This is a genomic window from Actinoalloteichus hymeniacidonis (genome assembly GCF_014203365.1).
Taxonomy (GTDB): Bacteria; Actinomycetota; Actinomycetes; order Mycobacteriales; family Pseudonocardiaceae; genus Actinoalloteichus_A; species Actinoalloteichus_A hymeniacidonis.
Map to the genome: position 1 here is coordinate 4,214,944 of NZ_JACHIS010000001.1, position 14,188 is coordinate 4,229,131.

Annotated in this window: 15 protein-coding genes; 1 reads left to right on the plus strand and 14 read right to left on the minus strand. The window is 70.6% G+C overall.

Annotated features, from left to right (window positions below):
- Window positions 1–29: 29 nt before the first annotated feature.
- From der to BKA25_RS17455, 10 genes are all read right to left on the minus strand, one after another.
- A complete protein-coding gene (gene der / locus BKA25_RS17410) occupies window positions 30–1,445 on the minus strand; it encodes a ribosome biogenesis GTPase Der (RefSeq protein WP_069848288.1) in 1,416 nt (471 codons plus the stop codon).
- Window positions 1,442–2,167: a lysophospholipid acyltransferase family protein gene (locus BKA25_RS17415; RefSeq protein WP_069848287.1), complete on the minus strand. Its 726-nt coding sequence runs from the start codon at window positions 2,165–2,167 to the stop codon at window positions 1,442–1,444. The genes der and BKA25_RS17415 overlap by 4 nt, the downstream gene beginning before the upstream one ends.
- Entirely contained in the window at window positions 2,164–2,889 is a 726-nt protein-coding gene (gene cmk / locus BKA25_RS17420; protein ID WP_069848285.1) for a (d)CMP kinase, read from the minus strand. The genes BKA25_RS17415 and cmk overlap by 4 nt, the downstream gene beginning before the upstream one ends.
- Before the next feature lie 370 nt (window positions 2,890–3,259).
- On the minus strand, window positions 3,260–4,321 hold the full coding sequence (lgt, locus tag BKA25_RS17425; RefSeq protein WP_069853508.1) for a prolipoprotein diacylglyceryl transferase: 1,062 nt from the start codon (window positions 4,319–4,321) through the stop codon (window positions 3,260–3,262).
- A gap of 67 nt (window positions 4,322–4,388) precedes the next feature.
- A complete protein-coding gene (locus BKA25_RS17430) occupies window positions 4,389–4,946 on the minus strand; it encodes a Uma2 family endonuclease (RefSeq protein ID WP_069848283.1) in 558 nt (185 codons plus the stop codon).
- 118 nt (window positions 4,947–5,064) lie between these two features.
- On the minus strand, window positions 5,065–5,880 hold the full coding sequence (trpA, locus tag BKA25_RS17435) for a tryptophan synthase subunit alpha (protein WP_069848281.1): 816 nt from the start codon (window positions 5,878–5,880) through the stop codon (window positions 5,065–5,067).
- Window positions 5,880–7,151, minus strand: a complete 1,272-nt coding sequence (gene trpB / locus BKA25_RS17440; RefSeq protein ID WP_069848279.1) for a tryptophan synthase subunit beta — start codon at window positions 7,149–7,151, stop codon at window positions 5,880–5,882. The genes trpA and trpB overlap by 1 nt, the downstream gene beginning before the upstream one ends.
- Window positions 7,148–7,960 carry an indole-3-glycerol phosphate synthase TrpC gene (gene trpC, locus BKA25_RS17445; protein WP_069848278.1) on the minus strand — a complete coding sequence of 271 codons (813 nt, stop codon included), beginning with the start codon at window positions 7,958–7,960 and terminating at the stop codon, window positions 7,148–7,150. The genes trpB and trpC overlap by 4 nt, the downstream gene beginning before the upstream one ends.
- Before the next feature lie 175 nt (window positions 7,961–8,135).
- Entirely contained in the window at window positions 8,136–8,909 is a 774-nt protein-coding gene (locus BKA25_RS17450) for a Trp biosynthesis-associated membrane protein (protein WP_069848274.1), read from the minus strand.
- Window positions 8,902–10,500 carry an anthranilate synthase component I gene (locus tag BKA25_RS17455; protein WP_069848273.1) on the minus strand — a complete coding sequence of 533 codons (1,599 nt, stop codon included), beginning with the start codon at window positions 10,498–10,500 and terminating at the stop codon, window positions 8,902–8,904. Before BKA25_RS17455 ends, BKA25_RS17450 begins: the two co-directional genes overlap by 8 nt.
- Window positions 10,501–10,553: 53 nt before the next feature.
- On the opposite strand from BKA25_RS17455, the gene BKA25_RS17460 reads away from it, so the two are divergent.
- Window positions 10,554–11,201, plus strand: coding sequence for a TetR/AcrR family transcriptional regulator (locus tag BKA25_RS17460; RefSeq protein WP_069848271.1), 648 nt, complete (start codon window positions 10,554–10,556; stop codon window positions 11,199–11,201).
- Window positions 11,202–11,216: 15 nt separating this feature from the next.
- Here the strand turns inward: BKA25_RS17460 and hisI are convergent, their stop codons facing one another.
- The 4 genes from hisI to BKA25_RS17480 are packed head-to-tail and all read right to left on the minus strand — an operon-like array spanning window position 11,217 to window position 14,011.
- Window positions 11,217–11,573, minus strand: coding sequence for a phosphoribosyl-AMP cyclohydrolase (hisI, locus tag BKA25_RS17465; RefSeq protein WP_069848269.1), 357 nt, complete (start codon window positions 11,571–11,573; stop codon window positions 11,217–11,219).
- Window positions 11,570–11,956, minus strand: coding sequence for a hypothetical protein (locus BKA25_RS17470; protein ID WP_069848267.1), 387 nt, complete (start codon window positions 11,954–11,956; stop codon window positions 11,570–11,572). Before BKA25_RS17470 ends, hisI begins: the two co-directional genes overlap by 4 nt.
- Window positions 11,953–12,726, minus strand: a complete 774-nt coding sequence (gene hisF / locus BKA25_RS17475) for an imidazole glycerol phosphate synthase subunit HisF (RefSeq protein WP_069853506.1) — start codon at window positions 12,724–12,726, stop codon at window positions 11,953–11,955. Before hisF ends, BKA25_RS17470 begins: the two co-directional genes overlap by 4 nt.
- Window positions 12,727–12,736: 10 nt before the next feature.
- Window positions 12,737–14,011, minus strand: coding sequence for an acyltransferase family protein (locus BKA25_RS17480; protein WP_236750633.1), 1,275 nt, complete (start codon window positions 14,009–14,011; stop codon window positions 12,737–12,739).
- Window positions 14,012–14,188: the final 177 nt, after the last annotated feature.

The window sequence follows — 14,188 nt, forward strand, 5'->3', positions numbered from 1 at the left end:
GGCGAACGTGCGCCGGGTATCCCGTCCGATCAGGACTTGCGCTGCTTGCGCTCCCGGACCCGGATGGAGAACCGGACCGGACTGCCCGCGAAACCGAAGGTCTCCCGGAATCGGCGTTCCAGGAAGCGTCGGTAGCCGGCCTCGAGGAACCCGGTGGTGAACAGCACCACCGTCGGCGGCCGGGTCTGCGCCTGGGTCGCGAAGAGCACCTTCGGCTGCCGACCGCCCCGCACCGGCGGCGGGGTGGCCTGGATGAGTTCGGTGAGCCAGGAGTTGAGCTGTCCGGTGGGCACCCGGGTGTCCCAGGAGTCCAGCGCGGTCCGCAGTGCGGGGGCCAGCTTCGCGACAGCCCGACCGGTCTTGGCCGAGACGTTGACGTGCTCGGCCCACGGCACCCGGACCAGTCCCCGGTCGAGTTCCCTGGGGATCTGGTTGCGTCGTTCCTCGTCGACGAGGTCCCACTTGTTGAAGGCCAGCACCAGCGCCCGGCCCGCCTCGACGATGTCGGTGATGACCCGAAGATCCTGCTCGGTGATCGGCTCGCTGGCATCCAGCAACACGATGACGACCTCGGCGGCGTCGATGGCCGCCTTGGTGCGCAGCGAGGCGTAGTACTCGGTGCCGCTCGCGGTGTTCACCCGCTTGCGCAGGCCCGCGGTGTCGACGAACTTCCAGACCTCGCCGTCGAGCTCGATCAACTCGTCGACCGGGTCGACGGTGGTGCCCGCCACCGAGTCGACGACCACACGCTGCTCGCCCGCCAGCTTGTTGAGCAGGCTCGACTTGCCGACGTTGGGCTTGCCGACCAGCGCGACCCGGCGGGGACCGCCCGCGCCGGCTCCGACCATGTCCTTCGGCGACTCCGGCAGCGCGTCGAGCACCGCGTCCAGCAGGTCACCGGAGCCACGCCCGTGCAGACCACTGACCGGCAGCGGCTCGCCGAGTCCCAACGACCACAGCTGGTGGACCTCGGCCATCGCCCGATCGCTGTCGACCTTGTTGGCCGCGACCAGCACCGGCCGGTTCGACCTTCTCAGCACTCTGGCCACCGCGTCATCGGTGGCGGTGGCTCCGACGGTGGCATCCACCACCAGCAGCACCGCGTCCGAGGAGTTCATCGCCAACTCGGCCTGTGCTGCGACCGCGGCCTGGAGCCCGGTGGCATCCGGCTCCCAACCGCCGGTGTCCACGACGGTGAACTTCCGCCCGTTCCACAGCGCGTCGTAGGCGACGCGGTCCCTGGTCACACCGGGGATGTCCTGCACGACCGCCTCTCGGCGGCCCAGGATCCGGTTGACCAGCGTCGACTTCCCGACGTTGGGTCGCCCCACCACCGCGAGCACCGGTTGGGCGAGCGCGGCCTCCTCGGAGTCCTCCGTCATCTCATCATCGGCCGACAGCTCCCACTCGGCCTCGTCGGTCCAGCTCCCGTCCAGGCCGGTCACGTCTGCTCTCCTTCGTCCATGCCGGGTGAACCCGTCTCGGCGATCAATCGCCGGTCGAGTTCACGCACCAGCTCCGCGAGTTCGCCCTGCACCCGCGCCGTCGCCTCGTGTAGGGCGGCGCGCCCCCGTCCCGACGGTACGGTGAAGGCCTCTCCGAACAATACGTCCACCCTGGGCCGGAACCTGCGGCCGGAGCCCTCCGGACGCCGAGTTCCTCGACAGGCCACCGGCACGACGAGGGCATCGGAGGACCTCGCCAACCAGGCGGCGCCGTTGTGCGCACCACTGACGTCGCCGCTGCCCCTGGTCCCCTCCGGGAACACCGCGACGAGCCCACCCGCCCGCAGAACCCGGATCGAGGCCAGCAGCGGGACCCGGTCGACCTCGCCCCGGCGGACCGGCAGCTGCCCCATCCGACGCAGGGCCCGACCCAGCGGACCTCGGAAGATCTCATGCTTGATGAGGAACACGCAGGGCCTGCGAACGAGGCCGAACAGCAGGGGCCCGTCGATGAGGGAGCTGTGGTTGGCGACCAGCACCACCGGTCCGCCATGCGGAAGCCGATCGCGGTCGCGGACACGGATCCGGAAGAAGACCAGGCCGATCGTCGTCCCGATCCACCGTCCGATCCGGTTCACCCACCGCGAGGCGCCCTCGGGCAGCGGCGAGCGATCGTCCTCGGCGGTACCCGAGGACGACGCGGGCGGAGTCGCGGCGCTCATCGCGCGGTCCGTCGCCTCGCGACGGCGAGACCGCGCTCGATCACCAGACCGTTGAGCACGGCCAGCACGCCCGCCACATCGAGTTCGGTGGTGTCGACCTCGATGGCGTCGGCGATCCGCCGCAGCGGGGAGGTCGCCCTGGTCGAGTCGAATTCGTCACGGCGGCGGACGTCGGCCTGGATCTCGTCGATCGACGCATCGCGGCCCTGGGCGCTGTCCTGCGCACGACGGCGACGGGCACGAACCCCGGCGTCCGCCGTCAGATAGATCTTGAGCCCCGCGTCCGGGGCCACCACCTCGCCGATGTCGCGGCCCTCGACCACGATTCCGACCTCGGCCTCGAGCGCCTCGGCGATGATCTGCTGCTGTCGAGCCACCAGGATCGCCCGGACCGCAGGCACCGCGGCCACGGCGGAGACCGCCTTGGTGACGGCCTCGCCTCGGACCTCGACGCCGACGTCCACGCCGTCCAGGCGGATCTCGGGCCGCTCCGGGTCGGTACCGGCACTCACCACGGCCCGCTCGGCGATCCGCGTGATCGCCTCGGCGTCGGCGAGGTCGGCCTCGGCCTGCAACACACCCAACGTCACCGCCCGGTACATCGCACCGGTGTCCAGGTAGCGCGCCCGCAGACCGCCAGCCAGCCGCCGCGAGACGGTGGACTTCCCCGTCCCAGACGGCCCGTCCATCGCGACGACTCCGCGCAACTCAGCGCCCTCCACCGTGCCTCCGTTCGATCAGCCTGCCGATGCGGTAGGCCTCCGATCGGGCGACACCGCGTTCGGTCCATTCTGCCCGCCACGCCCGGTGCTCTTCGCGCCGGTCACGGCAGCGAGGCCGTAGGAGAGGCCCCGGGCGGGAATAAACGAAGGGGTGGCGTGTCGTCCGCGCCGCTGCCGGGCGGCCGCGACGGCGGCGAGCAGGTGCGCGCCTGCCCCGACGGGCAGCTTCAAGGCCTCGGGTGGCGCAGACGGAGGGACATGTCACAACAGGCGGTGGGCGACGGTATCGACACCGAGCAGCCGAGACCACGACGCCGACGCCGCCCGAACCGGCGGGCGGCGTCGGCGGAGGCGGTCGCTGTTCGGTTGCTCAGTCCTTGGTTCCGCCTGCTTCCGCTGCGCCGGAGCCACCGACGCCCGCGTCCTCCTTGGCGGCGGGCCCGTCCGAGTCGGAACCCCGCCGATCCGGGTCGCCCCGTTGCGCGGAATCGCCGCCGATCGGGCTCGGGTTCCGAGTGTCCGAGGCCTCGTCTGCGCCGGAGTCGTCGGCACCCACACCGTCGTCGCCGTCGGGCGCGGAGCCCCGCGCCACGGAGGGATCCTCCCGGCTGCCGCGAACCAGCACCAGGTAGGCCACCGCACCGAGGAAGACCAGCGCGCTGGTGAAGACGTTGATCCGCTGACCGAAGATCATCGTGGCCTGATCGGTCCGCATCAGCTCGATCCAGAACCGGCCGAGGGTGTAACCGGCCACGTAGAGCGCGAACACCCGGCCGTGGCCGAGGCGGAACCGGCGGTCCGCCCACACCAGCAGCAGGACCACACCCAGGTTCCACAACAGCTCGTACAGGAAGGTCGGGTGCACCACGGCGATCGGGGTGTGGTCGATGGCGACACCGTTGAGCTGGTCCTCCAGCCCGGTCACCGGATCGACCCGCTGGTACAGCTCCAGCCCCCACGGCACATCCGTCGGCGCTCCGTAGAGCTCCTGGTTGAACCAGTTGCCGAGCCGGCCGATGGCCTGCGCCAGGATGATGCCCGGCGCCAGGGCGTCCGCCATCATCGGCAGCGGGATGCCCTTGCGTCTACAGGCGATCCACGCGCCGACCCCGCCGAGCGCGATGGCGCCCCAGATACCGAGACCGCCGTTCCAGATCGCCAGGATGTCCAGCGGGTTGCGGCCCTCGCCGAAGTACAGGTGGTAATCGGTGGCCACGTGATACAACCTGCCGCCGATGATCCCGAAGGGAACGGCGAACACGGCGATGTCGAGAACGGTGCCGCTCTCCCCGCCCCTGGCGGCCCAGCGACGCTCGCCCCACCAGATCGCCAGCACGATCCCGAGCATGATGCAGATCGCATAGGCCCGGATCGAGAGCGGTCCGATCTGCCAGACACCCTGATCAGGGCTCGGAATGTTCGCCAGGAACATGGTTTCGGTACCGGTCACGCCGTCACACTATCGGCCACTCGCCGTGCTGCCCACGCATGGTGCGAGATCAATTGAGATCGAGCTGCACCGGGAACGGCCGGGTGAGACTCAATCTGCCGTCTCTACTTCTGCCCGTCTCGTGGTACTGCCCGCCGATCAACTCGAACCCCGTCATCGTCACCGAGTGCGCCATCGGCGTCACCAACAGCAGAAACGGAATTCCCGCGTGGGCGTAGAGCTGCTTCTTCAAAGCCCTGTCGAACATCTTCGACGCGGGCGAGGACACCTCGACGACCAGCACCAGGTCGGCCGCATCCAGGTAGAGACCATCCCTGGCGGGCAGGTTCGTGATGGCCAGGTCCGGGATGAGCAGGCGTCCGCTGTCCAGCAGGACACTGATCCTGGGCAGCGACTCGTACTCCTCGGGCACGGCCGCCAGGAAGGAGACCTGGAGCCGCTGGAGAATCCGCTGATGCGTTCGGCCCGCCACCGGGCTCACGACCAACGCGCCGTCGACGAGCTCGATGCGCTGCCCGTGGTCCTCCGGCAGTTCGAGAACCGCGGCCGCCGTCCAAGGACCTGCGTGCGCGAAGATGTTGGTGCTTGTTTCTGTGGGTGCCACCATGACCGGGCGCCTCCTCCGGAGTCGGCGGCATCACCCTGGCATGGGAGCCCGTCGATCGTCTTTCGCACACGCTGAGTCTATCGCCAACCACACAGAGTGGTGAATCGCATGGCACGGATCAGACGGGCTGCGGACGACGCCCTCGCACTCCGGCCGACAGCTCCTCGGCCAGTTTCCGCACCTCGGCCTCGGCGCCCGACAGCTCCCGGTCGACGCCGCCGATCTTGGAGACGAAGGCCGAGCCCACGATCACGGCGTCGGAGAAGGCCGCGAGTTCGGCGGCTTGAGCACCCGAGCGAACCCCGAGGCCCACACCGATCGGCAACGTGGTGTGCGCCCGGGCGCGGCGCACCGTGCTCAGCGCCTCGGAGCCCACGGTGTCCCGGGTTCCGGTCACCCCCATCACGGCGGTGGCGTACAGGAAACCGCTGGTGGCCTCGGCGGTGATCGAGATCCGTTCCTCACTGGAGGACGGGGCGATCAGGAAGATCCGGTCCAACCGGTGTTCGTCGGCGGCGGCCATCCAGTCGTCCGCCTCGTCCGGCACCAGGTCGGGGGTGATCATCCCGAGTCCACCCGCCGCCGCCAGGTCCCGCGCGAAGGCGTCGACGCCGTACCGGTGCACCGGGTTCCAGTAGGTCATCACCACGGCGCGGCCGCCCGCCGAGGCGACCGACTCCACGACCTCGAACACGTCACGGATCCGGAAGCCGCTATGCAACGCGGACTCGGCCGCCTGCTGGATCGTCGGCCCGTCCATCACCGGGTCCGAGTACGGCACGCCGATCTCGACGAGGTCGACACCGGAGTCGAGCATCGCGCGGAACATCGTGCTGGAGCCGGGCACCGACGGGTAGCCCGCGGGCAGGTAGCCGATCAGCGCCGCCCGCTCCTCGGCACGGCAGGCGGCGAACATCGGGGCGAGGCGACTCATCAGGCTTCCTTCTCACCGAGCAGACCGAACCAGGAGGCCGCCGTGTCGACGTCCTTGTCACCCCGGCCGGAGAGGCTCACCAACAGCACGGCCTTGTCGCCCAGCTCACGGCCCACCTTCAACGCGCCCGCCAGCGCGTGGGCGGACTCGATCGCCGGGATGATTCCCTCGGTGCGGCACAGCAGCTCGAAGGCGTCCATCGCCTCGGCGTCGGTCACCGCCCGGTATTCCGCCCGCCCGGTGTCCTTGAGCCACGAGTGCTCGGGACCGACTCCCGGATAGTCCAGGCCCGCCGAGATCGAGTGGGTCTCGATGGTCTGACCGTCCTCGTCCTGCAACAGGTACGAACGGGCGCCGTGCAGCATGCCCGGCTCGCCCGCCGTGAGCGTGGCGCCGTGCCGACCGCTGTCCAGCCCCTCCCCCGCGGGTTCGAAGCCGATCAACGACACGCCGTCGTCGTCGAGGAACGGGTGGAAGATGCCGATCGCGTTCGAGCCGCCGCCGACACAGGCCACCACCGCGTCGGGCAGTCTGCCGGTCCGGTCCAGGAGCTGGGCGCGCGCCTCGACCCCGATGACCCGGTGGAAGTCGCGCACCATCACGGGGAACGGGTGCGGTCCCGCAACGGTGCCCAGCAGGTAGTGCGTGTCGTCGACGTTGGCCACCCAGTCGCGCAGCGCCTCGTTGATGGCGTCCTTGAGGGTGCGGGATCCGGTGGTCACCGGGATGACCTCGGCTCCGAGCAGCCGCATCCGTGCGACGTTCAGCGCCTGCCTGCGGGTGTCGACCTCGCCCATGTAGACGACGCAGTCCAGGCCGAGTAGCGCGCAGGCCGTCGCGGTGGCCACGCCGTGCTGGCCCGCTCCGGTCTCGGCGATCACCCTGGACTTGCCCATGCGCTTGGTGAGCAGCGCCTGACCGAGCACGTTGTTGATCTTGTGGGATCCCGTGTGGTTGAGATCCTCCCGCTTCAGGAAGACCCGGGCGCCGCCCGCATGCTCGGCGAAACGCACCACCTCGGTCAGCGGCGACGGCCGCCCCGTGTAGTCCCGCAGCAGGTTCGACAGCTCGTGGGCGAACTCCGGATCGAGCCGCGCCTTGTCGTAGGCGGCGGAGAGCTCCTCCAGGGCCGACATCAGTGCCTCGGGCACGAACCGACCGCCGTACGGACCGAAGTGGCCGCCCGCATCCGGTTCGTGGCGGCCGGCCCCGCCCGCGTCGGGCTGGGCGGACCCCGGGGAGCGGCCCGCTCCCCGACCGACTCCGCTCATCGACTCGGCCTCGGACAGGCCGGGTGCGAACCCGCCGTGACCAACTGGGTCACCGCGGCCTTCGGGTCGCCGCTGGCGACCAATCCCTCGCCGACCAGGACGGCATCGGCCCCTGCGCCCGCGTAGGCCATCAGGTCGCTCGGGCCGCGTACCCCGGACTCGGCGATCTTGAGGACCTCGGGGGGCAGCCCTGGGGCGATCCGGCCGAAGACCTCGCGATGCACCTCCAGCGTGTGCAGATCCCGGGCGTTGATGCCGATCAGGCTGGCGCCCGCCTGCAGCGCACGGTCCGCGTCCTCTGCGGTGTGCACCTCGACCAGCGCCGTCATGCCCAACGACTCCACCCGATCCAGCAACGCCTCCAGCGCGTTCTGCTCGAGGGCGGCGACGATCAGCAGCACGATGTCGGCGCCGTGCGCCCGCGCCTCGTGCACCTGGTAGGTGCCGACGATGAAGTCCTTGCGCAGCAACGGCACGTCGACGACCGCACGCACCGCATCGAAGTCGGCCAGCGAACCGCCGAATCGCCGTTGCTCGGTGAGCACGCTGATCGCCCGTGCTCCCGCAGCCGCATAGGAGGCCGCCAGCTCGGCCGGGTCGGCGATGTCGGCGAGATGCCCCTTGGAGGGGCTACGCCGCTTCACCTCTGCGATGACACCGATTCCGGGCGCGAGCAGCGCCGCTTTGACGTCTTTCGGCGGCGGGGCCTGATCCGCCAACCGCTTGATCTCGTCGAAAGGCACCGCCGACTCGCGTTCCGCGAGATCCGCACGCACTCCGTCGAGGATCGATTCCAGGACACTGTTCACGAGATCACCTCGTTGACGTGCCCGTCCGTGCGCTCGATCACGCCCACTCCCCTCGCGCGACGCCGGGTTGTCAGGATGCTAACCCCATTCACTCGACGCATCGGCAACCGGGTCCGGCGATTCCCCAGCGCAACAAGGCTGTCGGCCGCTCCGACCTGCATGGTCTGTTGCAGGATCAACGATCCCCCTCCGTCGGGTCGGTTCCCTCGTCCAACGTGTCCCACAGCCGCCGTTGCGGATCGGTGGGGCGACGCTCGGTCCTGCGCCGCGAGTACCGGCTGCCCATGGTCGGCAGCACCGGCCCTCGCAGCACCGTCCAACACCCCACCACCGCGAGCAGCACGCCACCCGCACCCGCCGCGACGCGGCCGAGCAGGATGGCAGGCGGCTCGTCGACGGCCTGCTCGATCAATGATCCGGAAAAAGACGTCAGCTCGCTGCTCATCTCGCCATCTCCGCCGACGATCGAGGCCCAGAGCACCACCGCACCCGCCACGACCAGCACCCCGCCGACGATCCGACGCGGCAGCCCGCCCAATGAGACCAGCGCCGCGATCGCCGCCAGCGCCAGCAGGGCGAGCGGGACCAGCCACCCGGCGGTGTCCCCGCCGGTCAGCAGGACCAGCGGAACGCCGTCGACCACGCTGGGCAGCACCAACCAGGGCAGCAGCGTGCCCGCCCACAGCAGTCCCGCCGACAGCACCAGCAGCCCGCTCAGGATCGCGAGCAGCCTCCGGCCCTCGGCGGCCGAGGCGGGGGCGCCGTCGGTGCCGCCGACGGCGTCCGTGGCGCCATCGGAGTCGACTTCGGCGGGTCTCCGCGCTCCGGGAGCGTCGAGGGGCTCAGCGGTCCCGTCAGCGGCAGGCTCGGCGGTCTCCCCTCGGCCCGAGGATCGCTCGGGTCCGCTCGACTTCATCGGAGTGGGTTCCTCGTCGGGGCCCTCACTCATCGGGGCCCCGCGCGGCGACGACGTCGGTGCGGGCGGTGCCCGCCGGGGCGGGCTCGGCCATGGTGCCCGCCATGGCGATCGCGGCCAGGACGGCGCCCGCCTTGTTGAGGCACTCGTTGTCCTCGGCCACCGGATCGGAGTCGGCGACGATGCCACCGCCCGCCTGGACGTAGGCGGTGCCCGCCCGCATCAAGGCGGTGCGGATGGCGATGGCGGTGTCGGCGTCGCCCGCGAAGTCCAGATAGCCGACCACGCCGCCGTAGAGGCCGCGTCGGGTCGGCTCCAGTTCCTCGATCAGCTCCATGGCCCTCGGCTTGGGGGCGCCGGACAGCGTGCCCGCCGGGAAGCAGGCGGTGATCGCGTCGAAGGCGGTGCGGCCCGGCGCCAGCCGGCCGGTGACGGTCGAGACGATGTGCATCACGTGGCTGTAGCGCTCCACCGTGAAGAACTCCACCACCGAGACCGAACCCGGCTCGCAGACCCGTCCGAGGTCGTTGCGGCCGAGATCGACCAGCATCAGGTGCTCGGCGCGTTCCTTCTCATCGGCCAGCAGGTCCTTCTCCAGCACGATGTCCTCCTCGGCGTCCGCCCCGCGCCACCGCGTGCCCGCGATGGGATGGGTGGTCGCCTGGCCATCGCGCACCGTCACCAGCGACTCCGGGCTGGAGCCGACGATGTCGAAGGGCACCATCTCGCCATCGGCGCCCGGCGACTCCAGTCGGAGCAGATACATGTAGGGGCTGGGGTTGGTGGCTCGCAGTACCCGGTAGACGTCCAGCGCGTCCGCACCGGTGGTCATCTCGAACCGTTGCGAGACCACCACCTGGAAGGCCTCGCCCGCCCGGATCGCCTCCTTCGCGCTGAGCACCGCCTCGTGGTGCTCGGCCTCGCTGCGCCTGCGCACGAAGTCCGGCTGCGGCCGTTGGTAGACCGCCACGCTGGACGGCGCGGACACCGCGAGACGGGCCGTCATCTCGTCCAGTCGCCGCAGGGCGTCCTGGTAGGCCGCGTCGACCCGCTCCGGGCTGTCGTCCCAGTTCACCGCGTTGGCGATCAGGGTGATGGTGCCCTCGTGGTGGTCCAGGGCAGCGAGATCGGTGGCCAGCAGCATCACCATCTCGGGGATGCCCAGGTCGTCCTCGGTGAGCTCCGGGAGCCGCTCCAGCCTGCGGACCGCGTCGTAGCCGAGGTACCCGACCATTCCGCCGTGCAGCGGCGGCAGCCCCGGCAGTGCGTCGGTGTGCAGCTCGGCCAGGGTCTTGCGCAGCGCGACGAGCGGATCGCCGCCGCTGGGCAGTCCGACCGGCGGGGTGCCGGTCCAGACCGCCTCGCCGTCGCGCACGGTCAGCGCCGCCGGGCTGTTCACTCCGATGAACGACCAGCGCGACCAGGATCTGCCGTTCTCCGCGGACTCGAAGAGGAAGGTCCCGGGCCGGTCGTCGGCGAGCTTGCGATACACGCCCAACGGGGTCTCGTCGTCGGCCAGCAGCCTGCGCACGACGGGGATCACCCGCCGATCGGCGGCCAGGGCACGGAACTCCTCGAGCGTCGGACCGACCGCGCCGATTCCCCCACGGGTTGCGTCCACCATGGGGTCATTGTGCCGGTGCGGGTTCCCCGCTCGTCACCGGACATGATGAGTCGGTGACCGGCTCGACGAACCCGCAGCCCGAACCGAGGGACACCCGCCGCCGAGGCCGCCGTAGCGGCGGAGACACCCGCGAGACCCTCCTGGCCGCCGCCAGGGAGGTCTTCGCCGAACGCAGCTTCGAGCAGGCGACGGTGCGGATGATCGCGGAGCGGGCGGGCGTGGACGCGGCCATGGTCAACCACTGGTTCGGCGGCAAGGACGGGCTGTTCGCCACCGCCGTGGCGCTGCCCTTCGATCCGGGGCTGCTGATCCCCACGGTCGTGGAGGGCGACCGCGCGCAGGCGCCCGCACGCATGATCGGCGCCTTCCTCTCGATCTGGGACGCCCATCCCGGGGGCTTCGCGGCGCTGTTCCACAGTTACAGCTCCAACGAGGCCGCTGCCGGGATGCTGCGCGATGCCCTCGACCGCCTGGTGATCGGCGAGGCGCTCGCACGCCTGGGGGTGGATCGGGCCTCGACGCGGGCGGCGCTGTGCGCCAGCCAGTTGGTGGGGCTGGGCGTGGTGCGTTATGTGCTGCGGTTCGAACCCCTCGCCGAGGCGGACCCGGACTGGGTGGTGGCCGCCGTGGCACCGACCATGTACCGGTACCTGTTCGAGGAGCTGCCCCCGGACGATGGCGGCGGCGGCGATTCCGCGTAGGCACCGCCTACCCGGTCAGTCCCCTTCGGCGAGCAGCACCCTGGCGTCGAAGCAGGTCCGGTCACCGGTGTGGCAGGCGCCGCCGACCTGGTCCACGGTCAGCAGCACCGTGTCCCCATCGCAGTCCAAGCGCACCCCCCGGACGTGCTGGGTGTGCCCGGACGTCTCGCCCTTGACCCAGTACTCCTGCCTGCTGCGGGAGTAATAGGTGGCTCGGCGGGTCGTCAGGGTTCGGCGCAGCGCCTCGTCGTCCATCCAGCCCACCATCAGCACCTCGCCGGTGCCGTGTTGCTGAGCGACCGCGCAGACGAGTCCGTCCGCCCCGCGTTTGAGCAGTGCGGCGATCTCGGGGTCGAGCACATCGTCGGTCATGAGCGGCCGGGAGCCTCCAGTCCGAAGAATTGCCGGGCGGGCCCGGTATTGAGCAACACCACCGCGTACACGGCGCCCGCAGCGGCCAGGCCGCCGAGGACCCGCACCCACCAGAAGCCGTCGCTCAACACGAACTGCAGATAGAGCAGCGCCGTGAGCGAGGCGATGACCATGGCGAAGATCCGCAGTCCGATCCGCCCGGTGAACAACCCGGCCGCCGAGGAGCCTGCGGCGAGGAAGACCACCAGCGGCAGGCCGACGACGTCGAAGCCGCCCTCGGTCAGCCAGCGTACGAGCCCGACCAGCAGGAACAGCGCGGCGCCGCCCGCCAGGGTCCCGGCGGCGACCCGAACCTCGACCGGAGTGTCGGTCACGGTGCTCATCGCACGGTCACCCCCGCCGCGCGCAGACCGTCCTTGACCTGGCCGATCCGCAGCTCGCCGAAGTGGAAGACGCTGGCGGCCAGGACGGCGTCGGCGCCTGCCTCGACGGCGGGTGCGAAGTGCCCGACCGCGCCTGCGCCGCCGCTGGCGATCAGCGGGACGTCCACGACCCGCCGGACTGCGGTGATCATGTCCAGGTCGAAGCCCGCCTTGGTTCCATCGGCGTCCATCGAGTTCAAGAGGATCTCGCCGACGCCCAGTTCCTGGCCGCGTTCGGCCCACTCGACGGCGTCCAGGCCGGTCCCGCGCCGTCCGCCGTGCGTGGTCACCTCGAAGCCCGAGGGCGTCGGCGGCTCGCCGTCCGGCACTCTGCGGGTGTCCATCGACAGCACGATGCACTGGGCGCCGTAGCGCCGCGAGGCCTCGTTGAGCAGCTCGGGGCGGGCCACCGCCGCGGTGTTGAGACTCACCTTGTCCGCTCCGGCCCGCAGCAGTCGATCGACGTCGCCGACCTCCCGGACGCCACCACCCACCGTGAGCGGGATGAAGACTTGTTCGGCGGTCCGACGGACCACGTCGTAGGTGGTCTCGCGGTCGCCGGAGGACGCCGTGACATCGAGGAAGGTCAGTTCGTCCGCGCCCTCGGCGTCGTAGGCGGCGGCCAGCTCGACAGGATCGCCCGCGTCGACGAGGTCGGTGAAGTTGACGCCCTTCACGACGCGACCCCGATCCACGTCGAGGCAGGGGATCACCCGGAGTGAGACGGACATGGCCACCACCCTACGGCGCGGGCGAGGTCTCCTTCTCCGTGCGGTGGCGCATCCAGTATCGGCCGAAGAGCGCGATCACCGGCAGGGTGCACAACAGCGGGCCGACCACCGAGATCGGACGCTCCAACCACCAGACCACGTCGGGGACCGCCTCGGTGGCCACGGGCGCGCCCTGCAACAACCGGCTCAGCAGCTCGGACAGGGCCATGCCGGTGGTGTGGAACAGGAACAGCGGCAGCGCGAACCGGTTGATCACGTCGTTGAATCGCTGCCAGCTCGACCGTTTCAGTCGGGCCTCCATCCGGGGGCGCAGCACCTCGACCATGCCCACCTGGAAGACGAGCAGGGCGACGAGCACGAAGGTGGGAGGCGCCATGTTGGACAACCGGTCACCGGGCACCCCGACCATCGAGCCGGGATACAGACCGGAGGACACCAGTCCGACCAGGGCGAACAGTCCCGCCCACAGCACCAGCGACCCGAACCGGCGCCCCGCCCTGGCCAACCGTTGGTAGAAGAACCCGGCCTGGTGGGCCAGCCCCCACACCAGCAGCATGTTCACCCAGCTCAGCGCTTCCAGGTCGTATCGGAACCGCAGGACGTCCACCACCATCGCGCCGCCACCCATCCAGACCAGGGCGAGCAGGTCGAACCGACGATGCAGCCACAGGCTGAAGGGCAGCAGCGCGATCAGCACCAGATAGACCGCCAGGAACCACAGCGGGCTGATCACCAACAGCACCACCCGACCCATCCACCGCAGGTCGAACACCGCGACCAGCACCCCGCCGAGCACCACCCAGGTCAGTAACAGCGCGGCCCCGGGAACAGCGAGTTGTCGCAGCCGGGCACCGACGAACGCGGCGAGTCCGGTGCCCCGGGCCTGGGCGCGCTGCCAGGACACCCGGTGCACGTACCCGCCGATGTAGAAGAAGACGGGTAAGACCTGGAACAGCCAGGTGGCGATCCACAGTCCCGAGGTGAAGCCGAGCGGGCTGGTCGCCTCCGGACCGTCCGGCCCCCAGACCAGGATCGTGAAGGCCCAGTGCCACAGCACCACGACCAGCAGGCTGCTCGCCCGCAGCAGGTCGACATAGCGATCACGATGGCCTGCCGAGGGCGACGGGGGCGCGGACTGCGATCCGGGCAGGCCCGGGTCCGCCTGCGTCACCCGGTCGACCGGGGTGGCGGACGGTGCGGGCTCGTCCGGTGTCGGCTCTCGCTGTGTCGGCTCGGGCTCCGGCCGCACAGGCTCCGGCTGCTCCGAGGGGGTCGATCTCGACACGGTGGGTCCCCTCTCGACCTGCCCATGCGGCACGATGACGACATGGCGGTCGTGACTCCTCGCGCAGGTTCGAACACGGTTCGGGGTCGGTGGCGGGCACGTACCGGCCTGGTCGTTCTGACCTCGGTACTGACCGCCGGGACCGTGAGCATGAACACAGTCCTGCCACCACGGGCC

What these genes read in the sequence shown, in the direction of transcription:
- BKA25_RS17450 (WP_069848274.1), bottom strand. Translation starts at nt 8,909, where the DNA reads ATGAGTGAGGGCCCCGACGAGGAACCCACTCCGATGAAGTCGAGCGGA.
- hisF (WP_069853506.1), bottom strand. Translation starts at nt 12,726, where the DNA reads ATGTCCGTCTCACTCCGGGTGATCCCCTGCCTCGACGTGGATCGGGGT.
- hisI (WP_069848269.1), bottom strand. Translation starts at nt 11,573, where the DNA reads ATGACCGACGATGTGCTCGACCCCGAGATCGCCGCACTGCTCAAACGC.
- BKA25_RS17455 (WP_069848273.1), bottom strand. Translation starts at nt 10,500, where the DNA reads ATGGTGGACGCAACCCGTGGGGGAATCGGCGCGGTCGGTCCGACGCTC.
- lgt (WP_069853508.1), bottom strand. Translation starts at nt 4,321, where the DNA reads ATGTTCCTGGCGAACATTCCGAGCCCTGATCAGGGTGTCTGGCAGATC.
- BKA25_RS17430 (WP_069848283.1), bottom strand. Translation starts at nt 4,946, where the DNA reads ATGGTGGCACCCACAGAAACAAGCACCAACATCTTCGCGCACGCAGGT.
- trpA (WP_069848281.1), bottom strand. Translation starts at nt 5,880, where the DNA reads ATGAGTCGCCTCGCCCCGATGTTCGCCGCCTGCCGTGCCGAGGAGCGG.
- trpB (WP_069848279.1), bottom strand. Translation starts at nt 7,151, where the DNA reads ATGAGCGGAGTCGGTCGGGGAGCGGGCCGCTCCCCGGGGTCCGCCCAG.
- BKA25_RS17415 (WP_069848287.1), bottom strand. Translation starts at nt 2,167, where the DNA reads ATGAGCGCCGCGACTCCGCCCGCGTCGTCCTCGGGTACCGCCGAGGAC.
- BKA25_RS17470 (WP_069848267.1), bottom strand. Translation starts at nt 11,956, where the DNA reads ATGAGCACCGTGACCGACACTCCGGTCGAGGTTCGGGTCGCCGCCGGG.